The organism is Psychrobacter faecalis (assembly GCF_016107575.1).
Lineage (GTDB): Bacteria > Pseudomonadota > Gammaproteobacteria > Pseudomonadales > Moraxellaceae > Psychrobacter > Psychrobacter faecalis.
This window is the reverse complement of sequence record NZ_JABAST010000051.1, coordinates 1-18,202: the sequence shown is the minus strand read 5'-3', so window position 1 is coordinate 18,202 and position 18,202 is coordinate 1. Positions and strand designations below refer to the sequence as shown.

Annotated in this window: 18 protein-coding genes; 5 read left to right on the top strand and 13 right to left on the bottom strand. The window is 44.0% G+C overall.

Annotation, left to right across the window (positions count from 1 at the left end):
* Positions 1 to 30: 30 nt before the first annotated feature.
* Positions 31 to 879 (bottom strand): hypothetical protein, encoded by an 849-nt coding sequence (locus tag JFC07_RS12080; protein ID WP_068403845.1) that lies wholly within the window; start codon positions 877 to 879, stop codon positions 31 to 33.
* Between the two features lie 485 nt (positions 880 to 1,364).
* Between JFC07_RS12080 and rpmB the strand changes: the two genes are divergently transcribed.
* Together rpmB and rpmG are read left to right on the top strand one after the other, a co-directional pair.
* Positions 1,365 to 1,601: a 50S ribosomal protein L28 gene (gene rpmB, locus JFC07_RS12075; RefSeq protein WP_057761372.1), complete on the top strand. Its 237-nt coding sequence runs from the start codon at positions 1,365 to 1,367 to the stop codon at positions 1,599 to 1,601.
* A gap of 133 nt (positions 1,602 to 1,734) precedes the next feature.
* The gene (gene rpmG / locus JFC07_RS12070) at positions 1,735 to 1,890 is read left to right on the top strand and encodes a 50S ribosomal protein L33 (protein WP_010201403.1); all 156 of its coding nucleotides are present in this window, start codon (positions 1,735 to 1,737) and stop codon (positions 1,888 to 1,890) included.
* Positions 1,891 to 2,064: 174 nt separating this feature from the next.
* Here the strand turns inward: rpmG and JFC07_RS12065 are convergent, their stop codons facing one another.
* The 12 genes from JFC07_RS12065 to ispH form a co-directional block, all read right to left on the bottom strand.
* Positions 2,065 to 2,376 (bottom strand): hypothetical protein, encoded by a 312-nt coding sequence (locus JFC07_RS12065; protein WP_068403843.1) that lies wholly within the window; start codon positions 2,374 to 2,376, stop codon positions 2,065 to 2,067.
* Between the two features lie 206 nt (positions 2,377 to 2,582).
* Positions 2,583 to 2,894, bottom strand: coding sequence for a hypothetical protein (locus JFC07_RS12060; protein WP_068403841.1), 312 nt, complete (start codon positions 2,892 to 2,894; stop codon positions 2,583 to 2,585).
* A 119-nt stretch (positions 2,895 to 3,013) separates the two neighbouring features.
* Positions 3,014 to 3,373, bottom strand: a complete 360-nt coding sequence (locus tag JFC07_RS12055; RefSeq protein ID WP_068403839.1) for a hypothetical protein — start codon at positions 3,371 to 3,373, stop codon at positions 3,014 to 3,016.
* A gap of 73 nt (positions 3,374 to 3,446) precedes the next feature.
* A complete protein-coding gene (gene rpe, locus JFC07_RS12050) occupies positions 3,447 to 4,136 on the bottom strand; it encodes a ribulose-phosphate 3-epimerase (protein WP_068403837.1) in 690 nt (229 codons plus the stop codon).
* A gap of 123 nt (positions 4,137 to 4,259) precedes the next feature.
* Positions 4,260 to 4,577 carry a TIGR03643 family protein gene (locus JFC07_RS12045; RefSeq protein WP_102077504.1) on the bottom strand — a complete coding sequence of 106 codons (318 nt, stop codon included), beginning with the start codon at positions 4,575 to 4,577 and terminating at the stop codon, positions 4,260 to 4,262.
* 332 nt (positions 4,578 to 4,909) lie between these two features.
* Entirely contained in the window at positions 4,910 to 5,800 is an 891-nt protein-coding gene (fghA, locus tag JFC07_RS12040) for an S-formylglutathione hydrolase (protein WP_068403835.1), read from the bottom strand.
* 192 nt (positions 5,801 to 5,992) lie between these two features.
* Positions 5,993 to 7,465 (bottom strand): C13 family peptidase, encoded by a 1,473-nt coding sequence (locus JFC07_RS12035; RefSeq protein ID WP_068403834.1) that lies wholly within the window; start codon positions 7,463 to 7,465, stop codon positions 5,993 to 5,995.
* 252 nt (positions 7,466 to 7,717) lie between these two features.
* Complete coding sequence (gene htpG, locus JFC07_RS12030; protein WP_227514911.1) at positions 7,718 to 9,724, bottom strand: molecular chaperone HtpG; 2,007 nt, start codon at positions 9,722 to 9,724, stop codon at positions 7,718 to 7,720.
* A 308-nt stretch (positions 9,725 to 10,032) separates the two neighbouring features.
* Positions 10,033 to 11,553 (bottom strand): catalase, encoded by a 1,521-nt coding sequence (locus tag JFC07_RS12025; protein ID WP_068403854.1) that lies wholly within the window; start codon positions 11,551 to 11,553, stop codon positions 10,033 to 10,035.
* A gap of 332 nt (positions 11,554 to 11,885) precedes the next feature.
* Positions 11,886 to 12,701, bottom strand: a complete 816-nt coding sequence (locus tag JFC07_RS12020; RefSeq protein WP_198329127.1) for a thioesterase family protein — start codon at positions 12,699 to 12,701, stop codon at positions 11,886 to 11,888.
* Between the two features lie 101 nt (positions 12,702 to 12,802).
* Positions 12,803 to 13,048, bottom strand: a complete 246-nt coding sequence (locus JFC07_RS12015) for a hypothetical protein (protein WP_198329126.1) — start codon at positions 13,046 to 13,048, stop codon at positions 12,803 to 12,805.
* Position 13,049: 1 nt separating this feature from the next.
* Complete coding sequence (ispH, locus tag JFC07_RS12010; RefSeq protein WP_068403830.1) at positions 13,050 to 14,006, bottom strand: 4-hydroxy-3-methylbut-2-enyl diphosphate reductase; 957 nt, start codon at positions 14,004 to 14,006, stop codon at positions 13,050 to 13,052.
* Between the two features lie 431 nt (positions 14,007 to 14,437).
* Here ispH and gmk point away from each other — a divergent pair, with 431 nt between their 5' ends.
* The 3 genes from gmk to JFC07_RS11995 all read left to right on the top strand — a co-directional run bounded on the left by gmk (position 14,438) and on the right by JFC07_RS11995 (position 18,163).
* Positions 14,438 to 15,064, top strand: coding sequence for a guanylate kinase (gmk, locus tag JFC07_RS12005; RefSeq protein ID WP_144296645.1), 627 nt, complete (start codon positions 14,438 to 14,440; stop codon positions 15,062 to 15,064).
* A 202-nt stretch (positions 15,065 to 15,266) separates the two neighbouring features.
* Positions 15,267 to 15,527: a DNA-directed RNA polymerase subunit omega gene (gene rpoZ, locus JFC07_RS12000; RefSeq protein WP_068403827.1), complete on the top strand. Its 261-nt coding sequence runs from the start codon at positions 15,267 to 15,269 to the stop codon at positions 15,525 to 15,527.
* A 449-nt stretch (positions 15,528 to 15,976) separates the two neighbouring features.
* Positions 15,977 to 18,163, top strand: coding sequence for a RelA/SpoT family protein (locus JFC07_RS11995; RefSeq protein ID WP_198329125.1), 2,187 nt, complete (start codon positions 15,977 to 15,979; stop codon positions 18,161 to 18,163).
* The last annotated feature ends 39 nt before the right edge of the window (positions 18,164 to 18,202 follow it).

Below are 18,202 nucleotides of genomic sequence, written 5' to 3'. Positions count from 1 at the left end.
GCTCTGGCTGTCACTCCTCCTTTTATTTCCTCAGCATACTTTCTGATACACCACCCCTTTATCAACAATAATGTCAAAGGTAGCCATGCCATTGCTATCAGTGGTTTTGTTACTTCCGGCAATAGCAACCCCTTTGATATCATCAATTCCCATACCAACCTGTACGTCTGCAGCGCGTGCGCCATCCGCATTTTTGAGAATAACGCTAAATTGAGCCGTATCACCGTAAGGATTTAGCTTATTATTAGATACTGAACTTGTTTGAAGTCGATTGTCGATATCAAGAGTACTGACTACTGTTTGAGTGCCATCACCGCTGCCTTCTTTACTGATGCGGACGGTCAACACTTGAGTGATGGTTGCGCCATTTGACGGCTGTTTAGCCGTTGCTTTTAGTCCAAACCCATGAGCGAGTAAGTTTACTTTCTGTTCGTCATTAAGTACTAGTGGGTTAAGCCGAAGCTCATAAGTGGCTTCACCTTTCTCATTGGTACTCTGAACACTCGCACCTTGAATGGTCACACCAGTATTAATAGAGTCATCAACACTCAAGCTCACAGACCTATTAATTGCCGCTCCGCCTGATGCTGCCACTGCTTTAACAGTAACATTAAATGTAACAGGCTCATCACTCAGCTCAATATTAGCTGGATCAGTATAGAGTTTCTGTAAACTAAAATCCTCTACAGGGGTTTGTACACCGCCATTACCACTGCCATTATTATTACCGCCGCCAGTGCCAGGCTTCACTCCTAAATCAGGTGTAGGCGCAACGACATCGGTACCGTCTCCACCACCACAGCCTGCCAATGCTAAAGCACAAGTCAAAGAAGTGAGTTGAAATAACTTAGAAGTCGGTGGTAGTGAGCTATATGACATTTTTGAATTCCGCGGCAGACGCAATTTATCTGAGGAAATTTACACAATCATTACATGGCTTTATAATAGAATACTAATGATACGTAGACTTACATTAAAAGCATTTGTATTAACAGATTGTATTAAATATATAACCGCAACTTTACTGACTTTTGTTATAACTTACAACTAAAAAATCGAACTTTAGTATTAAATAATCAATCACATAGCACACGCAATTCAGGGTATAATAGCTATCGTTTAAAGCGGCGATTATTATAAAAATATTTGAATATTCATTAGTTTTATGGTATAAATGTCGGCTTTAAAATTTTCTGAATTGGTTTGCCTGTTATTTGCCTTTAGATGACAGTAATATCAGCTCAACCTTCATAATAGTTTTGTTTGGTGCAAAGCTGCCGCTTGCTGTGTCCATGCCGCAAAAACGTGCAACTTGCCCAGACTGGTATGAGAATCCCTCATACCTCATAGATTAGGAGTTCGCCATGTCTAGAGTTTGCCAAGTGACTGGAAAGCGCCCTATGGTGGGTAATAATGTTTCGCACGCAAACAACAAAACCCGTCGTCGCTTTCTACCAAACCTTCATAACCATCGTTTTTGGGTAGAGTCTGAAAATCGTTTTGTACGTCTACGTGTGTCTACCAAAGGTATGCGCATCATTGACAAACTTGGTATCGACAAAGTGTTAGCGGATCTACGCGCACAAGGTCAAAAAGTATAAGTTAAGATAAGCAGCTTGAGTGGTCGATAATTTTCACCTTCCAAGCTGCTTTTTGGCTACGTTCTTCGTAGCAACTGACCTTTTTGCACTCGTACCTATCGTTTGAAGACCCCTCATTTACAGGAAAGCTATCATGAGAGATAAAATTAAATTAGTATCAACTGCTGGTACTGGGTATTACTACACCACTACCAAAAACAAGCGCACTATGCCTGGTAAAATGGAAATCAAAAAGTTTGATCCAAAAGTACGCCAGCACGTCATCTTTAAAGAAGCAAAAATCAAATAATTTATCACTAAATTATTTGAACAAAAAAAGGGTTTATCAATAGATAAACCCTTTTTTTATTGCCAGTTTTTGACCCACCAACCATTTCAACCATACACTATTTTAACCAGCTACTATATTTCGTTCTTACAGATTTAGAAGCTATAAATTTAGAAGACATCAGCCTGTTTAGCCTTAGCTATAGTGAGTGGGTTCTTTGTCATAGACATGGGCATGCCACTGGCTCATCTGTTTTTGCATAATGACCTGAATCGCGGCATGAATCATGTGCTGACCAATCGCTTGGGTATCGCTGCCTAGTATTTCTTTCAGCTTATCAGAAAAATCGATGGTCATCAGCGGTGCTTCTTCTTCCTCGGCATCACGTAACAGCAATTTGCCATCCGCTGCTTCAACCAACTCAAGCGTGGTTTCTTTAGCAAATCCAGCGAACTGATCGCGACTATCGTTATCTACTTCTATTTCATTATCAATATCGTATGGCATCTATTTTTTCCTTATTATCCCGCTTTATGTCTGTAAAAAGGCGCTGACTTCGTTTATAAAATCTTAGTTTTACAGATATTCGGGCAAAACTATCTTACTTATACAATGGACGCTTTGCACCGACAATTCAAGGCCTGACGCGTAAGTGTTTTGCCTAAATGCTATTTAATACTACTTATCAACCTTATGAACGAGCTAAATCGCTATTAACGCCAATAGCGTAATTTCGCTAAGGTAAATAAGAAAGCAACAAACATCCCCAGATAATACATTTGCTTGAGCTCAAGCGACGGGTCGCGATATTTAAACGGTAAAGCTACGGTAGCGGTGGCAGTTGGAATAATAAGCAACATGAGTAGCCAATTTTCAAAGACGTGTAGCCAGCCTTGCAGTCCGGTACCATGGCGCAGGTAGGATAAGCCTAAGAGCAAACAGGCGATTATCAGCAAAATAAACAAACTGTTTGGAAGGTCTTTTGGGAAAATAATATCGGTGATTTTCTTAGAGGAAGTAGCCATACTAGCAAGTGTCCAGTCGCATCATAAAGCGCGACTTATTAAAAAGTAGAAATCGATGAATGCCATAAAGACAAAGTTTTAAAAGATAACCATGTTAAAGCGCTAACATCAGCCAATTATTAGCTATAAGTGCCCATTAACCAAAGCATGGCTATACAAGAGGTTAAATAGCCCAAGCTAATAGCGTTCCAGCTTGCGATATGCAAACCTTTGAGCTTATTTAAAATGCGCGAACCGAGCCAAAAAAATAGCGGAATACCAATCATAAAGGCTGGCACTATCACTGCTGCATGACGCAGCACTTCTCCGACATCATCGCCAATCAGCAGGCGAAAACCATAACCAGAGAGACTAAGCACCAAGGCAAAAGCTGCCATGCCAATAGTGATACCCTTAGGTACTAAGCTTGGGGCTTGCGACTGTTTTTCTTTTATAGGCTCAGGCGATACTGACGAGTTAATGGGCTTTTGCGTGTTCATATTTCACCTTTATATGGCTTATCGAGTCCATCGTTATAACCTTAACACTCATACTAATAGTTATAAATGGGGATTAATAACCATTTGCCAAGGCTAATTCGGCGCGCATAGCGTCGATGGCAGATTTATAATCTTCTTGATTAAAAATAGCGGAACCAGCGACGAACATATCAGCCCCCGCTTCGGCAATCGCGCGGATGTTACTCGCTTTAATGCCGCCATCTACTTCTAGTCTAATATCGCGACCACTGGTAATGATACGCTGACGGACTTGGCGCACTTTATCTAAGGTACCATCAATAAATGACTGCCCACCATAGCCTGGATTGACGCTCATCAGTAAGATTTGGTCAACCTTGTCCATCACATAATCTAAATAATGCAGCGGTGTTGCTGGATTTAAGACCAAGCCACATTCAGCACCGCTATCTTTAATCAGCTGCAAAGAGCGGTCAATATGGGCGCTGGCTTCTGGGTGGAAGGTGATAATACTCGCACCCGCCTCTAAAAACTGCTCGATCATGCTATCGACTGGCGATACCATAAGATGGACATCAATCGGCGCCTCGATACCATAGTCACGCAGCGCCTGACATATCATGCTACCAAAGGTTAGGTTAGGCACATAGTGATTGTCCATCACATCAAAATGGATGACATCAGCGCCCGCCTCCAATACCTTTTCGACCTCCTCACCAAGTCTGGCAAAGTCAGCTGATAAAATAGAAGGCGCGATAAGATAAGGTTTGGCTGGGCTAGTCATAGTTGAGCTACCTATTTGGGTTGGTATAAACATTTAATAAAAAAGCTTTTAATCACTGGAATTGGTATTTAGATACTACACTTATTAAACGATTGGTTTTAAATGAGCCGTTTTAAAAAAACGTTAGCGCGGTTTATATTGGCTCTTACAATACGCGCGACCGACATCAAACGGACGCTTTGCTTGATGCTTGGTCACACGGCTGGTGACACGCCGTCGCCATAGGCGAAAAGACGACGGCTTTAACTCTTGGCGCATCAGCTTAATGACTGCGGTCTCGTTTAGTGCGTAGCTGTGCGCTATCGCTTCAAACGGTGTTCGGTCTTCCCACGCCATCTCTATCACCCGCGATAATTGCACGGCATCAAGCGCGTTAATATTAGCTGCATTAGCTGACTTTACTTTGCGAGTTTCTGATTTGACATTATCTTTTTGAACCATATTAGCTTGCTGCTTATTTTTTAAAGCCGCCCTCATATCAGCCATATCCGCTTGCATCGCGGCCAGCGATAATTGAGCCGCCTGCTGTCGATTAGTCAGATTTGTCTTCGATGGCGCTATCAGATTATTCATCATAAAACTTACCTTTAAAAAAGTTTTGCCTATTGGCAAGCTCGCTCTATTTTGCACCAATCTGTTTTGTACCGATCTATTTTATAACAGTAAAGGCGCTTGATTAAATAATCAGCGTAACGCTCTGTCAAGTTATATGACAGACGATACGCTCAGCTATTAGACGGCTATTATTTGTAGACAGATATTATTGGACAGGCTTAGCCCATTTGCGCCATACGCCAGTGGTGTTCGATGTGGTCATTAATCACTGTTTGGATAAAGTAATAGCTGTGGTCATGACCGGCTTGATAGCGTAACGTCAATGGCTGCTTGGCCTTGTCACACGCTGCTTGTAGCTTAGGCGTTTGCAGCTGACCTTCTGCTAAAAAATTATCAGCCGCGCCTTGGTCGACCAAAATACTGGCATACTGCTGGCCGACTTCTACAATCATCTGTGAGGCGTCCGCTTGCGCCCATAGCGACTTATCATCGCCGAAGTACTCTGCATAAGCGGCCTGCCCCCATGCCGACTCACTGGCAGCACAAACAGGCGATAAGGCGGAGACACTGACAAACTTACTTGGGAACTTAAAGCCCAATAGTAACGCCCCATGACCGCCCATCGAGTGGCCTGTGATGCCGATACTATCAATCGGAAACTCTGAGCGCAGTAAATCGTATAATTCATCAACGATATAGCTTTGCATATTAAAATGTTCTGCCCACGGTGCTTGCGTCGCATCGACATAATAGCTTGCGCCCTGCCCGACAAAATAACGCTCATCGTTTGCGACCTCGTGTGCGTCATGACTTCTAGGAGAAGTATCCGGCGCAATAAATATCATGCCAAGCTCGCTGCATTTTTGTTGAAAATGCGCTTTATGGGTGACGTTATCGGCATTGCAGGTCAAACCCGAGAGATATAAAACAGCCGGACAACGGCGCCCAGCCAGCGCTTCATCTGGCAGATAAATACTAAAGGTCATCGGCGTTTTGGTCGCGGTGGACTCATGACGATAATAATGCTGCTCGCCATCGAAGCAGCGATTGACGCTGATTTGCTCAATCTTTGAGTTGGTAGACAAACTGTGTTTATAAGAATTATTCATAAGTGACATCCTTTTTATCCAAGACGAAATAAGCGCTGAGTGACAACTGCCCATCCTTACTATTAGCAAGCAAACTGTTAAAGACAAGTAATTCAGTAAAGTCAATTAAAGACAGTCGGTCACTCGAGTAGTATTTTAAAAGTTCAAAAAGCGCGCCTTAGTAGCGACATAAATCTAATTTATCAGCAGGCCTTAGTCATTTTCAGGCAGATTATCGATTATGTTTGCCGTATCAGGAGCTTGAGTAACCTTAACAGAATTCGGCTGATTAGTCATATTGGCGAGTGCTGGGCGGGTTTTAGCAAACAGTACTTGCTCAAATGCTGGCAGCGCGGTTTCCATTAAGCTACCAATGACCATCTGCGGCTCTGATGGCTCAAAACCCATATAGAGCTCACGTTCTTGCACGCGGTAAGCGGCATCTTTAAACGCATCAGAAAAACTGGTGTTTTCGCGCAAACTCTCCGCAAAGAAAGCCTGTCCAAAGTAAGTCATCTCAGCACTATTGGTGCAGCCAAATGACATTTTATCAGCGGCGGAGGCGGTAATAATTACCGTTGTTGGTGATGCCAATTCATCGATAAATGAGCCTGAATAGCACGCCGACACCACAATCACTCGCCAGCGGATACCGGACGCATCTAACGCTTCACGCAGCCACGTGGCATCTAAATTATCCATCGCTAATGGTGGATTTGCCAGTTGAATAACATTCTCATCACCATGTGACGATAGGGTAAGAAATAATACATCTTCATCAGCATTCATTTGCTGACCGATGGTTTTTAACCCGCGCAAAATACTGGTTTTTGTCGCAATTGGCTCATCTAGCCACGTATAGTTATTATTAATCAATGCCAGCGAATGGCCACTGGTACCAAAGCGCACGTCAAACAATTCACGCACTTTATTAATCTCAGAACGAAAGACGTTTTGTTCTGAGAATCCTGCCACGCCCATAAAATACCAGTCGCTTTTACCGGGTATACTCGGGTCGATACGGTCTAAAGCTTGCTGCAATAATCGCGGCTGCTCGTACAAAGCCGCTTCTTCTAGTACTGGCTCAACAGGAATTTGCTTAAATATCGGCTGGTCGGCGACGTTGCGCTGCCAAATGGTCAATAATGCCACTGCCCCTACTAAGACGATGATTCTCTCCCACCAAGAAATGCGCAGGCGACGGAAAAATATCCATAATAAAGCGAGTGTCTGCCATAAAAACAGCACTAAAAATAAAATAGGTAAAAAAGAATAACTCCAACTTGGCAACCACCCATAGCTGCCAAAAAACTGTACCAGGCTTTGCAGTAACGCTGATAGCGTATCAGCAACCAGCCATAAAATGACAGGCACAAAAACCAGCGCTTGGTTACCAGCGCGGCGAGCTAAAATAATACCGCCGAGCAAAATAATCATTGGCCAAATTAAATAGCTGACCAATCCTTGCTCATTAAAGACGCTACCATTTGCGGCGGCTAACCACGAGAATAGGACATTACTACCCAGTGCCAATATGGCGAATACCGCAAACTGGATAAAGGTGGGTTTTACCCAAGAGAACGCCCGCGTCGACCCGACCAGCATCCACAAGGTGGCAATAATATTGGCCGCGAAATTGAGCGAGAAGCGCTGAAGCGATACGGTTTTTAATGACGCAAGTGACAAAGACTTAGACCTCTAGCCAGTCGAGAGAAATAACGCCAATTTATTATTATTTGACGATAAAATAGGATTGAAAAGCGAGAAATCTAACTTAATATTTTAGCTCGCTAATCTATCGCGATTGTAACGGATTGTCGCTCAAGAGGATAAGGCTGATTTGTAAAAACTGCCGAAAAATTACTCTAAACGTTGATTGACAATCCATTAAAAAAGGAGGCCTTAAAATCAAGACCTCCTTTTATTAAGCAGCAATTATTATCGCATCAATAGCTCATTGACGCGTTTTAGATAAGCGGCTGGATCTTCTAGTTGACCGCCATCGGCAAGTAACGCTTGGTCAAAAATGACCTGCGCCAGCTTGTCAAAATTGTCGTCAGACTGCTCGCTACTCTCTAACTTTTTAATCAGTGGATGGTCAGGATTGACCTCAAGCGTTGGTTTGCTTTCTGGTACATCTTGACCCATTTGCTTCAGCATCTGAATCATTTGCGGTGACAGCTCACCTTCACCAATGACTAGACACGCTGGACTATCAACCAAACGCGTTGAGACTTTAACGTCTTTTGCGCGCGCGCCAAGTGCTGTTTTTAGCTTATCAACGACAGGCTTCATGGTCTCTTGCGCTTTTTCAGCTTCAGCTTTTTCGGCTTCGTCCTGCAAGTCGCCTAAATCAACCGCACCCTTAGCGATATTTTGCAGCGGCGTGCCATCAAATTGGGTCAAGAAGTTCATCGCCCATTCATCAACACGGCTGGTCATCAAGATAACTTCGATGCCTTTTTTCTTAAACAGCTCAAGCTGCGGACTGTTTTTAGCAGCTGCTAAATTATCCGCCGTCAGATAATAGATGGCTTTTTGTCCGTCAATCATACGACCTTTATAATCTTCAAAGCTGATCTCAACCTTGTCGTTGGTGCTAGTGGCATAACGCAGCAATTTGGCAATACGCTCTTGATTGCCCATATCCTCGCCAAGGCCTTCTTTAATCACATCGCCAAATTCGCTATAGAATTGGGCAAATTTTTCTTGTTTATCGCTATCTTCGCTGTTAGCAAGGCTCGCTAGCAAGGTCAAAATACGGCGCGCGTTACCATCTCGGATAGATTTAACATCGCGCGATTCTTGCAAGATTTCGCGGCTGACGTTAAGCGGCAGATCCGCTGAATCAATGACCCCTTTCACAAAACGCAAATACATCGGCAGCAATTGCTCAGCATCGTCCATAATAAAGACGCGCTTCACATAAAGCTTTAAGCCGTGCTGCTGCTCACGCGTGTATAAATCCATCGGCGCTTTTTTCGGAATATATAAAAGCTGGGTATACTGAACGCGACCTTCAACGCGGTTGTGTGTCCATGTTAGCGGCGCATCCATGTCATAAGTGATGTTTTTATAAAAATCGACATACTCATCATCTTCAACCTCAGATGCTGAGCGGGTCCAAAGCGCACTGGCTTTGTTAATGGTTTCCCACTCGTCGGTCAAGACCATCTGACCGCCTGCTGGCGCGTCACTGTCGTCGCCCTCTTCTTTCACATCTTCTTGCCAGACTTCTTTACGCATCTGAATCGGCAAGCTAATATGGTCTGAGTACTTATTGACCAAACGCTTGATTTTGCCGCGGTCTAGATAATTATCTTCGCCTTCGCTGTACTCTTCTTTTAGATGCAAAGTAATGCTGGTACCGCGCGTCTCTTTGGTAATTGGCTCAACGGTAAAGCTACCGGTGCCGTCTGAAACCCAGCGTACACCTTTATCGGCAGGCTCGCCCGCTTTTCGTGACTCAACGCTAATGGTATCAGCCACGATAAATCCAGAGTAAAAACCAACCCCAAATTGACCAATTAATTGTCCATCTTGCTTTTGCGATTCAGACAATTTGTCGAGGAAAGCCTTAGTACCAGATTTGGCAATCGTTCCTAAGTTTTCGATGGCGTCGGCTTCATTCATACCGATGCCGTTATCGATAAAGGTAATGGTTTTGGCATCTTCATCGACAGCGATACGAATCTTTAACTCGCCGTCATCTTCATAAAGACTGTCGTCATTGGTCGCTTCAAAGCGCAATTTGTCGCAAGCGTCCGATGCGTTCGAAACCAATTCACGCACAAAAATATCGGCATTAGAATAAAGCGAATGCGTCACCAAATGCAGCAGCTGCGCCACTTCTGCTTCAAAACTGTGTTTTTTTAATTCTGGGCTGTCTTTATTAATATTGATGTCATTAGCGTTTTTATTATCCGCTTGGGTCTGTTCACTCATAAAAACTCCTATTATTGATACCAAAAATGCTGTTACCAGCACGCATAAATCACAAATTTTCAAATACTAGCAGTTTAGCCAATTTGATTACCCAATCTAATTACTAAATTTGCTTAGCAAGAAGGCGCTGTAAATACTGCTAGGCTGCCTAATCAGATAGGGGCACGGGTAAAAATTTCAAGATCAAATAGGCTAAACTAAGCTAAAAAAATAATTAAGCATAAAAAAAACCGCCCCAGTTTCCTAAGGCGGTGTTTTTAGATAAATATAGAACAGCTAAATTCTATCGTTTTTATTTTCTACAGAGATTATAAACAGCTAGGTAAATGACGAGCAGGATCATTCTCACGTGCTGCCATAGCGTCTTCAACGCTCATGCCAAGGGCTTTGGCAACGCCTACGCCATAAGCAGGGTCGCACCAGTTACAGTTGCGAATATGACGATATTTAATAAAATCAAGCGCATCACCCATCGCGCGGGCGGTATTATCAAACAACACTTGCTTTTGCTCATCGTTCATTAGGTTAAACAGTGCGCGCGGCTGGCTAAAATAATCACTATCGTCTTCACGGAAATCGTAATGCGCTGCGTAGCCATCAATCTTTAAAGCTGGCTCAGCGTACTGCGGCTGATCTTGCCACTGCTCAAAGCTGTTTGGCGTATAGTGTGGACGACCACCGTAGTTATCATCGACACGCATTTGACCGTCGCGGTGGTTACTGGTCACCGGACAACGTGGTTTATTGACTGGGATCTGCTTGTGATTGACGCCAACGCGATAACGCTGAGCATCGGCGTAGCTAAAGAGACGCGCTTGTAGCATACGGTCTGGTGAGGCACTGATGCCAGTCACGAGATTGTTCGGCGCAAAAGCCGCTTGCTCGACGTCTAAGAAATAATTGTCTGAGTTTTTATTAAGCTCAATCTCGCCAACTTCAATCAGCGGATAATCCCCTTTTGGCCATACCTTGGTCAAATCAAACGGATGATAAGGCACTTTATCGGCATCGGTTTCTGGCATGATTTGCACGTACATTTTCCACTTTGGAAAATCGCCATTGTCGATGGCACTGAGCAAATCTTCTTGATGGCTTTCACGATTCGAGGCGATGATTTCAGCGGCTTCGGCATCGGTTAAGTTTTTGATACCTTGCTGAGTACGGAAATGAAATTTGACCCAAAAACGCTCATTGTCGCTATTGATAAAGCTATACGTATGCGAGCCAAAGCCATGCATATGTCTATAAGAGGCTGGGATACCTCGGTCGCTCATGGTAATGGTGACTTGGTGCAAAGATTCTGGCAATAACGTCCAAAAGTCCCAGTTATTGGTTGCCGAACGCATATTGGTACGTGGGTCACGTTTGACCGCTTTGTTTAAATCTGGAAATTTGCGCGGGTCACGAACGAAAAATACCGGCGTATTATTACCGACCAAATCCCAAATGCCTTGCTCGGTATAGAATTTTAGGGCAAAACCGCGAATATCACGCTCAGCATCAGCAGCGCCGCGCTCACCTGCCACCGTACTAAAGCGCGCAAACATCTCCGTTTGCTTACCCACTTCGCTAAAAATATCAGCACGCGTATATTGAGTAATGTCATTGGTGACAGTGAAAGTACCAAACGCGCCCGAACCTTTGGCGTGCATACGGCGTTCAGGAATAACCTCTCGGTTTAGATCAGCAAGCTTCTCGTTAAGCCATAAGTCCTCTGCGAGTAGAGGACCGCGTTTGCCCGCGGTTTTACTATTTTCATTATCAACCACTGGCGCGCCATTACTCATGGTCAACGGCGTCATATCGTAAGGGCATTTTTTATCGTTCATATCGTTCATGGTCATATTCCTTTAGTTATCGTTGTTGCAAGGATAAAGTGAAAGGTAACCTTCACTATCAAAACCCATCATAGCAGTTTTGAATCACCTTGCCTCGTTGTGGTATTCCATTACAACCGATTTTCAATTATTTGTATAATAAATTAATCACATACTTTTGATTTATTTTATATAATTAGATAACAAAATTTTTATAGCCTAACGTTATGAACTAAATACCATTTGACAGGGCAAGTTGCAACTTTGATAACGTTACGTTTGGTTGCTCGTTGTTTAATGTTTAACCCATACTTATTTAACGCATAGTTGTTCAATAACTAAAATTAACGCGGCATAGGGCGGATAGTCAAGATTTGCTCACTACGACCAAACGGCCCGTGCACATCATGCAGCACGGCACTGGTCAGTCCAATACCGTCATCGCCGTATTGTTGCACCGCTTCGATGCCAAGCCAGCGCCCTTTTGGCGCGCGATGCATATGGATTTGCAAATCCGTATTGGGGAACATCCATTGCAATTTTGATAAGCCGAGTCCCAAGCGTGGCACGACGCCATTGGCGGTATCGACCATCCCCATTAGATGTACCAAATCGTCAGTCGTTTCGCCTTCTACCATCTCAACATCATTGGTAATCCATACCATACCACGACCAGCACGGCGGTCGGGCTCGGCAACCAAGTGGACGCTTTCGATAAAACCGCCCGGCCAGCCTTTCATACCATCCCAAACAGGCAAATCCTCAGGCTGATACAGCGCTTTTTGATCTTCAAGTCCGGCAATCTCACTAGTATCTTGGGTCAGCAGTCGCCAAGCACGGGCGATAATGGCATCACGGCCACGACTGCTCATGACCGCCTCAATTAGCTCAATCGTTCTACCCGGACGGATACAACGCGTGGTAACGGTAAACTCATCAAGCGGTATCAAGCCTAAAATATCCAGACTGATACGAGCGATACGCATATTTGCTTGCGGCGCATAACTTTCAAGCTCAGCGGTCAGCAGGCCAGTCGCTGGTGCCATATGCTGCTCGTGTTCATTCCAAGCGCCTTGTGCATGTTTGGTTGGCTGATAATGGGCAACGCTAACGCCACCTTCTAGCTGCTCGCGTTTGATAAACTGATAATAAGCTTGCATGAACATCCTTAATCTAATCTTCTTTATTAATGCTGTATTCTCGACCACTTTAATAGGTTGGTCTTTCATAATAACGGTTATATTTAATTTACCTTTAGCATTTACTTGGTAAGCTGTTGTTTTCTCATCATAAGCATGGTGCGACTTTTGGCCATTATAAATAGAAAAAACGCCATGACAGCGATAAGCGCGCCATATAAGACACTATAATCTTTCATAAATTGCGCAGTGTTCAGCACTAGCATGACAATCAGCACAACGATGGTAAACAGATTAATTTTTAATTGTTTATTAATCTCATCAAGCGTCGCTTCTGCTAACACAAAGCCTTTTTTCTGCTTATTCATGCTATTTACCTACTTGCGTGACCGGAATTCGCAGCGCTTTTGGCAAGCTAAAGGTCACGTTTTCTTCGATACCTGACAGCTCACTTGGTAAATCTCCGCCCCAATCTTGCAATTGTTGTAGCACTTCTTGGATTAATATCTCAGGCGCAGACGCGCCAGCAGTAACGCCAACACTTTGAATGCCATCAAACCAGTTTCTATCCATCTCAGTGGCATTATCAATCAGATAGGCGCGGCAATCCATACGCTCAGCCAACTCACGCAAGCGATTAGAGTTTGACGAGTTTGGCGAACCAACCACCAACACCACTTCACAACGACCGGCTAAATCTTTGACCGCATCTTGGCGGTTTTGGGTGGCATAGCAAATATCGTCTTTGCGTGGGCCTTGAATACTGGGGAATTTTTCACGCAGCGCATCAATAACGCGCGCGGTATCATCCATCGAAAGAGTCGTTTGGGTTACAAAAGCCAAATGCTCAGCGTTTTGCACATTTAAAGCCTCAACATCGCTTTCATTTTCGACCAAATGAATTTGCCCGCCGTGGCGACGATTAAAACGCCCCATAGTGCCTTCAACCTCAGGGTGTCCTGCGTGACCAATCAATACCGCATCCATCCCGTCTTGGGCAAATCGTGCCACCTCGATATGTACTTTGGTAACCAATGGACAAGTGGCGTCAAATACGGTCAAATCACGGCGCTCTGCTTCATCTTCGACCGCCTTTGAGACACCATGCGCTGAGAAAATCACGATTGAACCATCCGGCACTTCGTGCAGCTCTTCGACAAAAACCGCGCCGCGATTGGCCAAATCTGAGACCACAAATTTGTTATGCACGACTTCATGACGCACATAAATGGGTGGCTCAAAACGTGTCAATGCTTCGTTCACTATCGCAATCGCGCGATCCACACCAGCACAAAATCCACGTGGATTGGCAAGATAAATTTGCATAAGAGGGCCTATCATTAGATAATTTATGGTTAAAGCTTAACGTCAAACTGCTTAACCTCAAAACTTGGGATAACATCCATGCTCTACTTTAGCATAATTTGCTTTTATTGCCTTTGAAAATAGCCCTGTTTCAAATGAACTGAGCATTAACGTTCATTGACACAGAGCCTTTTAATGCAAAAACAGACAATAAATAAGATTAAGTGCTAAAAAGCTTGCGCGAATTAAATAAAAGCGCGCCAAGCAGTTTATAATGACGTATCAATGAGAAATCAATACAACTTTATAGCGCCATACTTGATGGCGTTTTTTGTTTTTACCAGCTCAACACTTATTTGCGCCGTTTTTAGCTTTTTATTAGCGCATACTTTACTAGTACCTATTCCATTGTGGCACCTTACATTAGCAAACTATCCATTAGGAAAAACCGTATGACAGGTTCATTATTTATTATTACCGCCGCCTCAGGGACGGGCAAAACCTCACTGGTCAAACAGCTACTGGCCACCACCAACGACTTGACCGTTAGCGTGTCGCACACCACGCGCGCACCGCGTCCCGGTGAGATTGATGGTCAGCATTACCATTTTACCGACGTTGATAAATTTGTCACGGCTATCGGCGAAGGCAAGTTTTTAGAGCATGCCGAAGTGTTTGGCAATTATTATGGCACATCAGAGCAAAGCGTGCGCGCGCAGCTAGAGGCAGGCGTCGATGTTATCCTTGAGATTGATTGGCAAGGGGCGCTACAAGTCAAAAAAATATTTACCGATGCAACGATGATTTTTATTTTGCCGCCAAGTTTAGCAACTTTACGTCAGCGCTTATCGACGCGTGCGCAGGACAGCATGGAAGTCATCGAGCAGCGCTTAGCGGGCGCGGTCACTGAGATGGCGCAATATGTACATTTTGATTTTGTGGTGATTAATGACAATTTTGAAGTGGCGTTAACCGAGCTAAAAGCCATTATCGTCGCCGATAGACAAACCCTTAAACGCCAACAGCAGCGCTATCATCGCACTATTGCCAATTTGCTAAATAGCCAAGTCGACGAATAAGCAAAAAACACTTAGGGAAAAGAAAGCTTAAAAGTGAAAAATCTCGATTTTCGTATAACTAACAGCAGATATAAAAAGCAACTACGCGTCTAAGCAAAAAATGCTATAATGTCCAGCTATCCCCCTTTTATATTTTTGATATTATTTTTATTGAGTGGCAGCCATATGCTGTGACTGATAAAAACAACCGAGGTAGCTATTTATGGCACGAGTGACGATTGAAGATTGTTTGGATAATGTTGATAATCGCTTTGAGCTGATTTTGGTCGCCAGTAAGCGCGCCCGTCAATTGGCCAAAGGTATCGCTGAGCCGATGGTTGACGTCGATAACGACAAGCCTACGGTCTTGGCATTACGTGAAATTGCTGCCGGCAAAATCACCCGTGATATTTTAAATCAGCCAGAGCATAACTTTGCGACAAGCTCATTAGATTTGGCTTTGTCGGGCGATCATAGCTTTTAATACAGAGCTGTTTTTAGTAAAGCCTAACTTTTAGCAATAAGCACGACCACTTTATTCCGTGCTGACATTACTAAAAGATAAGAACCACAGCATCGGCTGTGGTTTTTTGGTTATGAAACGACTGATAACACCAAACGCTTGCCAATTTTTGCGACCATTTATAGCGAAAATCATATCACTCAGGTAGAATTTTTTATTTTCTGCCTGACTTACGCGCATAAGAGTTGACATTGAGAACGATTTACGATTAATTAGAGGGTGGTCTGCCCTCTTTTCGCTTTGTGCGTTTTAAGTTAGTATGCTTTGACCTAATAGCTTACTCTTTTGCATAACCGCCGCTTATTCATCCAGCTATCATTTACCCAACAGTCCTGAACCCATTAAAAGTCCGTAGCCGACGAACCGTCCTGAACTGATAAATAGGTATTGGAAAATAGGATTACCACCTTATGACTCAAACCTTGCCCAAACTCAGTCATCCTTTAGTTGATGATGCTCAATACAACCTGCTGCGCTCAGTAGGTTATCTCACTGCGGCTGAACGTAGTGATATTATTGATGCCTGTGAGTTCGGTGATATAGCGCATATCAAAGATAAGCGTAAATCAGGGGAGCCTTATATCACGCATCCGATTGCCGTCGCCGAAATATTGGCAGGCTTTCGCTTGGATCGCGATACCATTATTGCAGCAATCCTTCATGATACGGTAGAAGATACCGAGGTTACCGCTGAAGATATTGAGCAGCGTTACGGTAAAATAGTATCCAGACTGGTCGATGGCGTGACCAAATTAAAATCATCAACCCATAACAAGCAAGAAAACAAAGCCGCCACCTTTCATAAAATCTTGACCGCTACCCTTGCTGACCCGCGCGTCTTGATTATTAAACTGGCTGACCGCTTGCACAATATGTCGACGCTCGATGCGGTACGCCCCGAAAAACAGCGAACTACTGCACAAGAAACGTTAGATTTTTATGTACCTTTTGCGCGCTTGATGGGCCTCAATGACATTGCCGATTATATCGAAGTGCTTTGTTATCGTAATCTTGATTCTGATATGTATAACAAGCTGTCTGATAAGCTGCTGCAACATGGACTTGGGCGTAATTTTCAAAGAGAAGCCATTCATCGCTACTTGAGCATTGTGCTAAACAACCTTGATCTGAATGGCATGGTCAAAGTTTTAGACAATCGCGTGGTTATCTTCCGGCAGTTTTTCCGTAATCGCGGTGAAATCAATGCGCTACTGCGCCATTATGCGTTTGAGATTGTGCTTGATAACATCGAAGCTTGTGACAAGCTCGCTTATTATCTCATTAAAAAATATCAGATTGATGACAGTCATATCGCCGATAACATTCGGCGTCCGCTGCCCGGTGGCAATCAGTCGCTCACCCTTATTTATGAGCGTGACAATGATTTTGTTAAAGTCACCATCTTAACCAAGCAAATGCAAAACGCGGCAAGGCTTGGCGTTATTGGTGCCGAACACGCCTCCGATGTCAGCCAGTCGGTTATTCAAGCATCACTGCGTAATATGAAAGACTTGGTTGACGAAGACACGTTAGATGCCGACAGTCCTGATTTTTCCGCGGCCGTTTCTACTATTAATGAGCTGATGGATTATCTACACTCGAGTAAAATCATCTGCTACAGCCCGCAAGGCCGCGCTTATGAGCTGCCACAAGGCGCCACAGCCCTAGACTTTGCTTACGCCGTCGGCCCTATGGTGGGCAATGTCGCGGTCGGTGCCAATGTCGATAACAAGCATGCAAAACTCGGGACGGTGCTGAAAAACGGGCAGTTGGTCGAGATTGAAGTCAGCAGTCATTCTGAACCAAAAGCGGAATGGCTCGGCTTTGTGGTGACCAATAAAGCCCGCGTGGAGATTTTACGTTGGTTTAAAGACTTATCGCCTGCAGATAAACAGCATCATGGCAGAGAGGCTTTAGACCGCGCGCTAAAAACCTATCAGAAAAGCCTCGATGATTTGACCGAAAGCGATTGGAAAAACCTGACCGAATGGCGGGGTCTAACAGAAAAAAATGCGCTGTTTGAGCAAATCAGCTCGGGCACGCTGCTGCCGCAACTGGTGGTCACCCGTTTGTTTAGCGATGAAGTCAGTGATATGCAATCGCAAGAAAGCGTTGATGATATGACCCAACCGCAACAATTGATTGTCAACGCTTCAGGCGTTGAGCTTGATTTTGCCAATTGTTGTCATCCGATTTATGGCGACCCTATCGTTGGCCATTTATCACGTCATGGTCTGGTTGTGCATCGCCATAAGTGCTTTTCGTTAGACGATATCCGTAAAGACAATCCTTATCAAGTTATCCAACTGCGCTGGCGCAATGATAAAGCCATTAAGCAAGGCGACTCATCCGGGGAACATAACAGCAAAATCCGCTTCCCTGCTTACTTAAAACTATCTATTGCTCTAAGCGACGAGCAAATCAGTGAAGTGATTTATCATCTGCGCCAGTTAAATATCGGGGTCGAAAAGGTCGACGTGCGTAGCAGCGACACCATTATTCATATCGTCGTGCGTAGTCGCAATCATTTAGCGCAAGGCATTCGCGAGTTGCGTTCGCTACTTGGCTTCCCTAATATTATTAGGGCGTGTCCCTAATTGGCAAAAAAGTATATATCTTCTAAAATAAAGCATACA

What these genes read in the sequence shown, in the direction of transcription:
- JFC07_RS12080 (WP_068403845.1), bottom strand. Translation starts at nt 879, where the DNA reads ATGTCATATAGCTCACTACCACCGACTTCTAAGTTATTTCAACTCACT.
- rpmB (WP_057761372.1), top strand. Translation starts at nt 1,365, where the DNA reads ATGTCTAGAGTTTGCCAAGTGACTGGAAAGCGCCCTATGGTGGGTAAT.
- rpmG (WP_010201403.1), top strand. Translation starts at nt 1,735, where the DNA reads ATGAGAGATAAAATTAAATTAGTATCAACTGCTGGTACTGGGTATTAC.
- JFC07_RS12065 (WP_068403843.1), bottom strand. Translation starts at nt 2,376, where the DNA reads ATGCCATACGATATTGATAATGAAATAGAAGTAGATAACGATAGTCGC.
- JFC07_RS12060 (WP_068403841.1), bottom strand. Translation starts at nt 2,894, where the DNA reads ATGGCTACTTCCTCTAAGAAAATCACCGATATTATTTTCCCAAAAGAC.
- JFC07_RS12055 (WP_068403839.1), bottom strand. Translation starts at nt 3,373, where the DNA reads ATGAACACGCAAAAGCCCATTAACTCGTCAGTATCGCCTGAGCCTATA.
- rpe (WP_068403837.1), bottom strand. Translation starts at nt 4,136, where the DNA reads ATGACTAGCCCAGCCAAACCTTATCTTATCGCGCCTTCTATTTTATCA.
- JFC07_RS12045 (WP_102077504.1), bottom strand. Translation starts at nt 4,577, where the DNA reads ATGGTTCAAAAAGATAATGTCAAATCAGAAACTCGCAAAGTAAAGTCA.
- fghA (WP_068403835.1), bottom strand. Translation starts at nt 5,800, where the DNA reads ATGAATAATTCTTATAAACACAGTTTGTCTACCAACTCAAAGATTGAG.
- htpG (WP_227514911.1), bottom strand. Translation starts at nt 9,724, where the DNA reads ATGAGTGAACAGACCCAAGCGGATAATAAAAACGCTAATGACATCAAT.
- JFC07_RS12025 (WP_068403854.1), bottom strand. Translation starts at nt 11,553, where the DNA reads ATGAACGATAAAAAATGCCCTTACGATATGACGCCGTTGACCATGAGT.
- JFC07_RS12020 (WP_198329127.1), bottom strand. Translation starts at nt 12,701, where the DNA reads ATGCAAGCTTATTATCAGTTTATCAAACGCGAGCAGCTAGAAGGTGGC.
- JFC07_RS12015 (WP_198329126.1), bottom strand. Translation starts at nt 13,048, where the DNA reads ATGAATAAGCAGAAAAAAGGCTTTGTGTTAGCAGAAGCGACGCTTGAT.
- ispH (WP_068403830.1), bottom strand. Translation starts at nt 14,006, where the DNA reads ATGCAAATTTATCTTGCCAATCCACGTGGATTTTGTGCTGGTGTGGAT.
- gmk (WP_144296645.1), top strand. Translation starts at nt 14,438, where the DNA reads ATGACAGGTTCATTATTTATTATTACCGCCGCCTCAGGGACGGGCAAA.
- rpoZ (WP_068403827.1), top strand. Translation starts at nt 15,267, where the DNA reads ATGGCACGAGTGACGATTGAAGATTGTTTGGATAATGTTGATAATCGC.
- JFC07_RS11995 (WP_198329125.1), top strand. Translation starts at nt 15,977, where the DNA reads ATGACTCAAACCTTGCCCAAACTCAGTCATCCTTTAGTTGATGATGCT.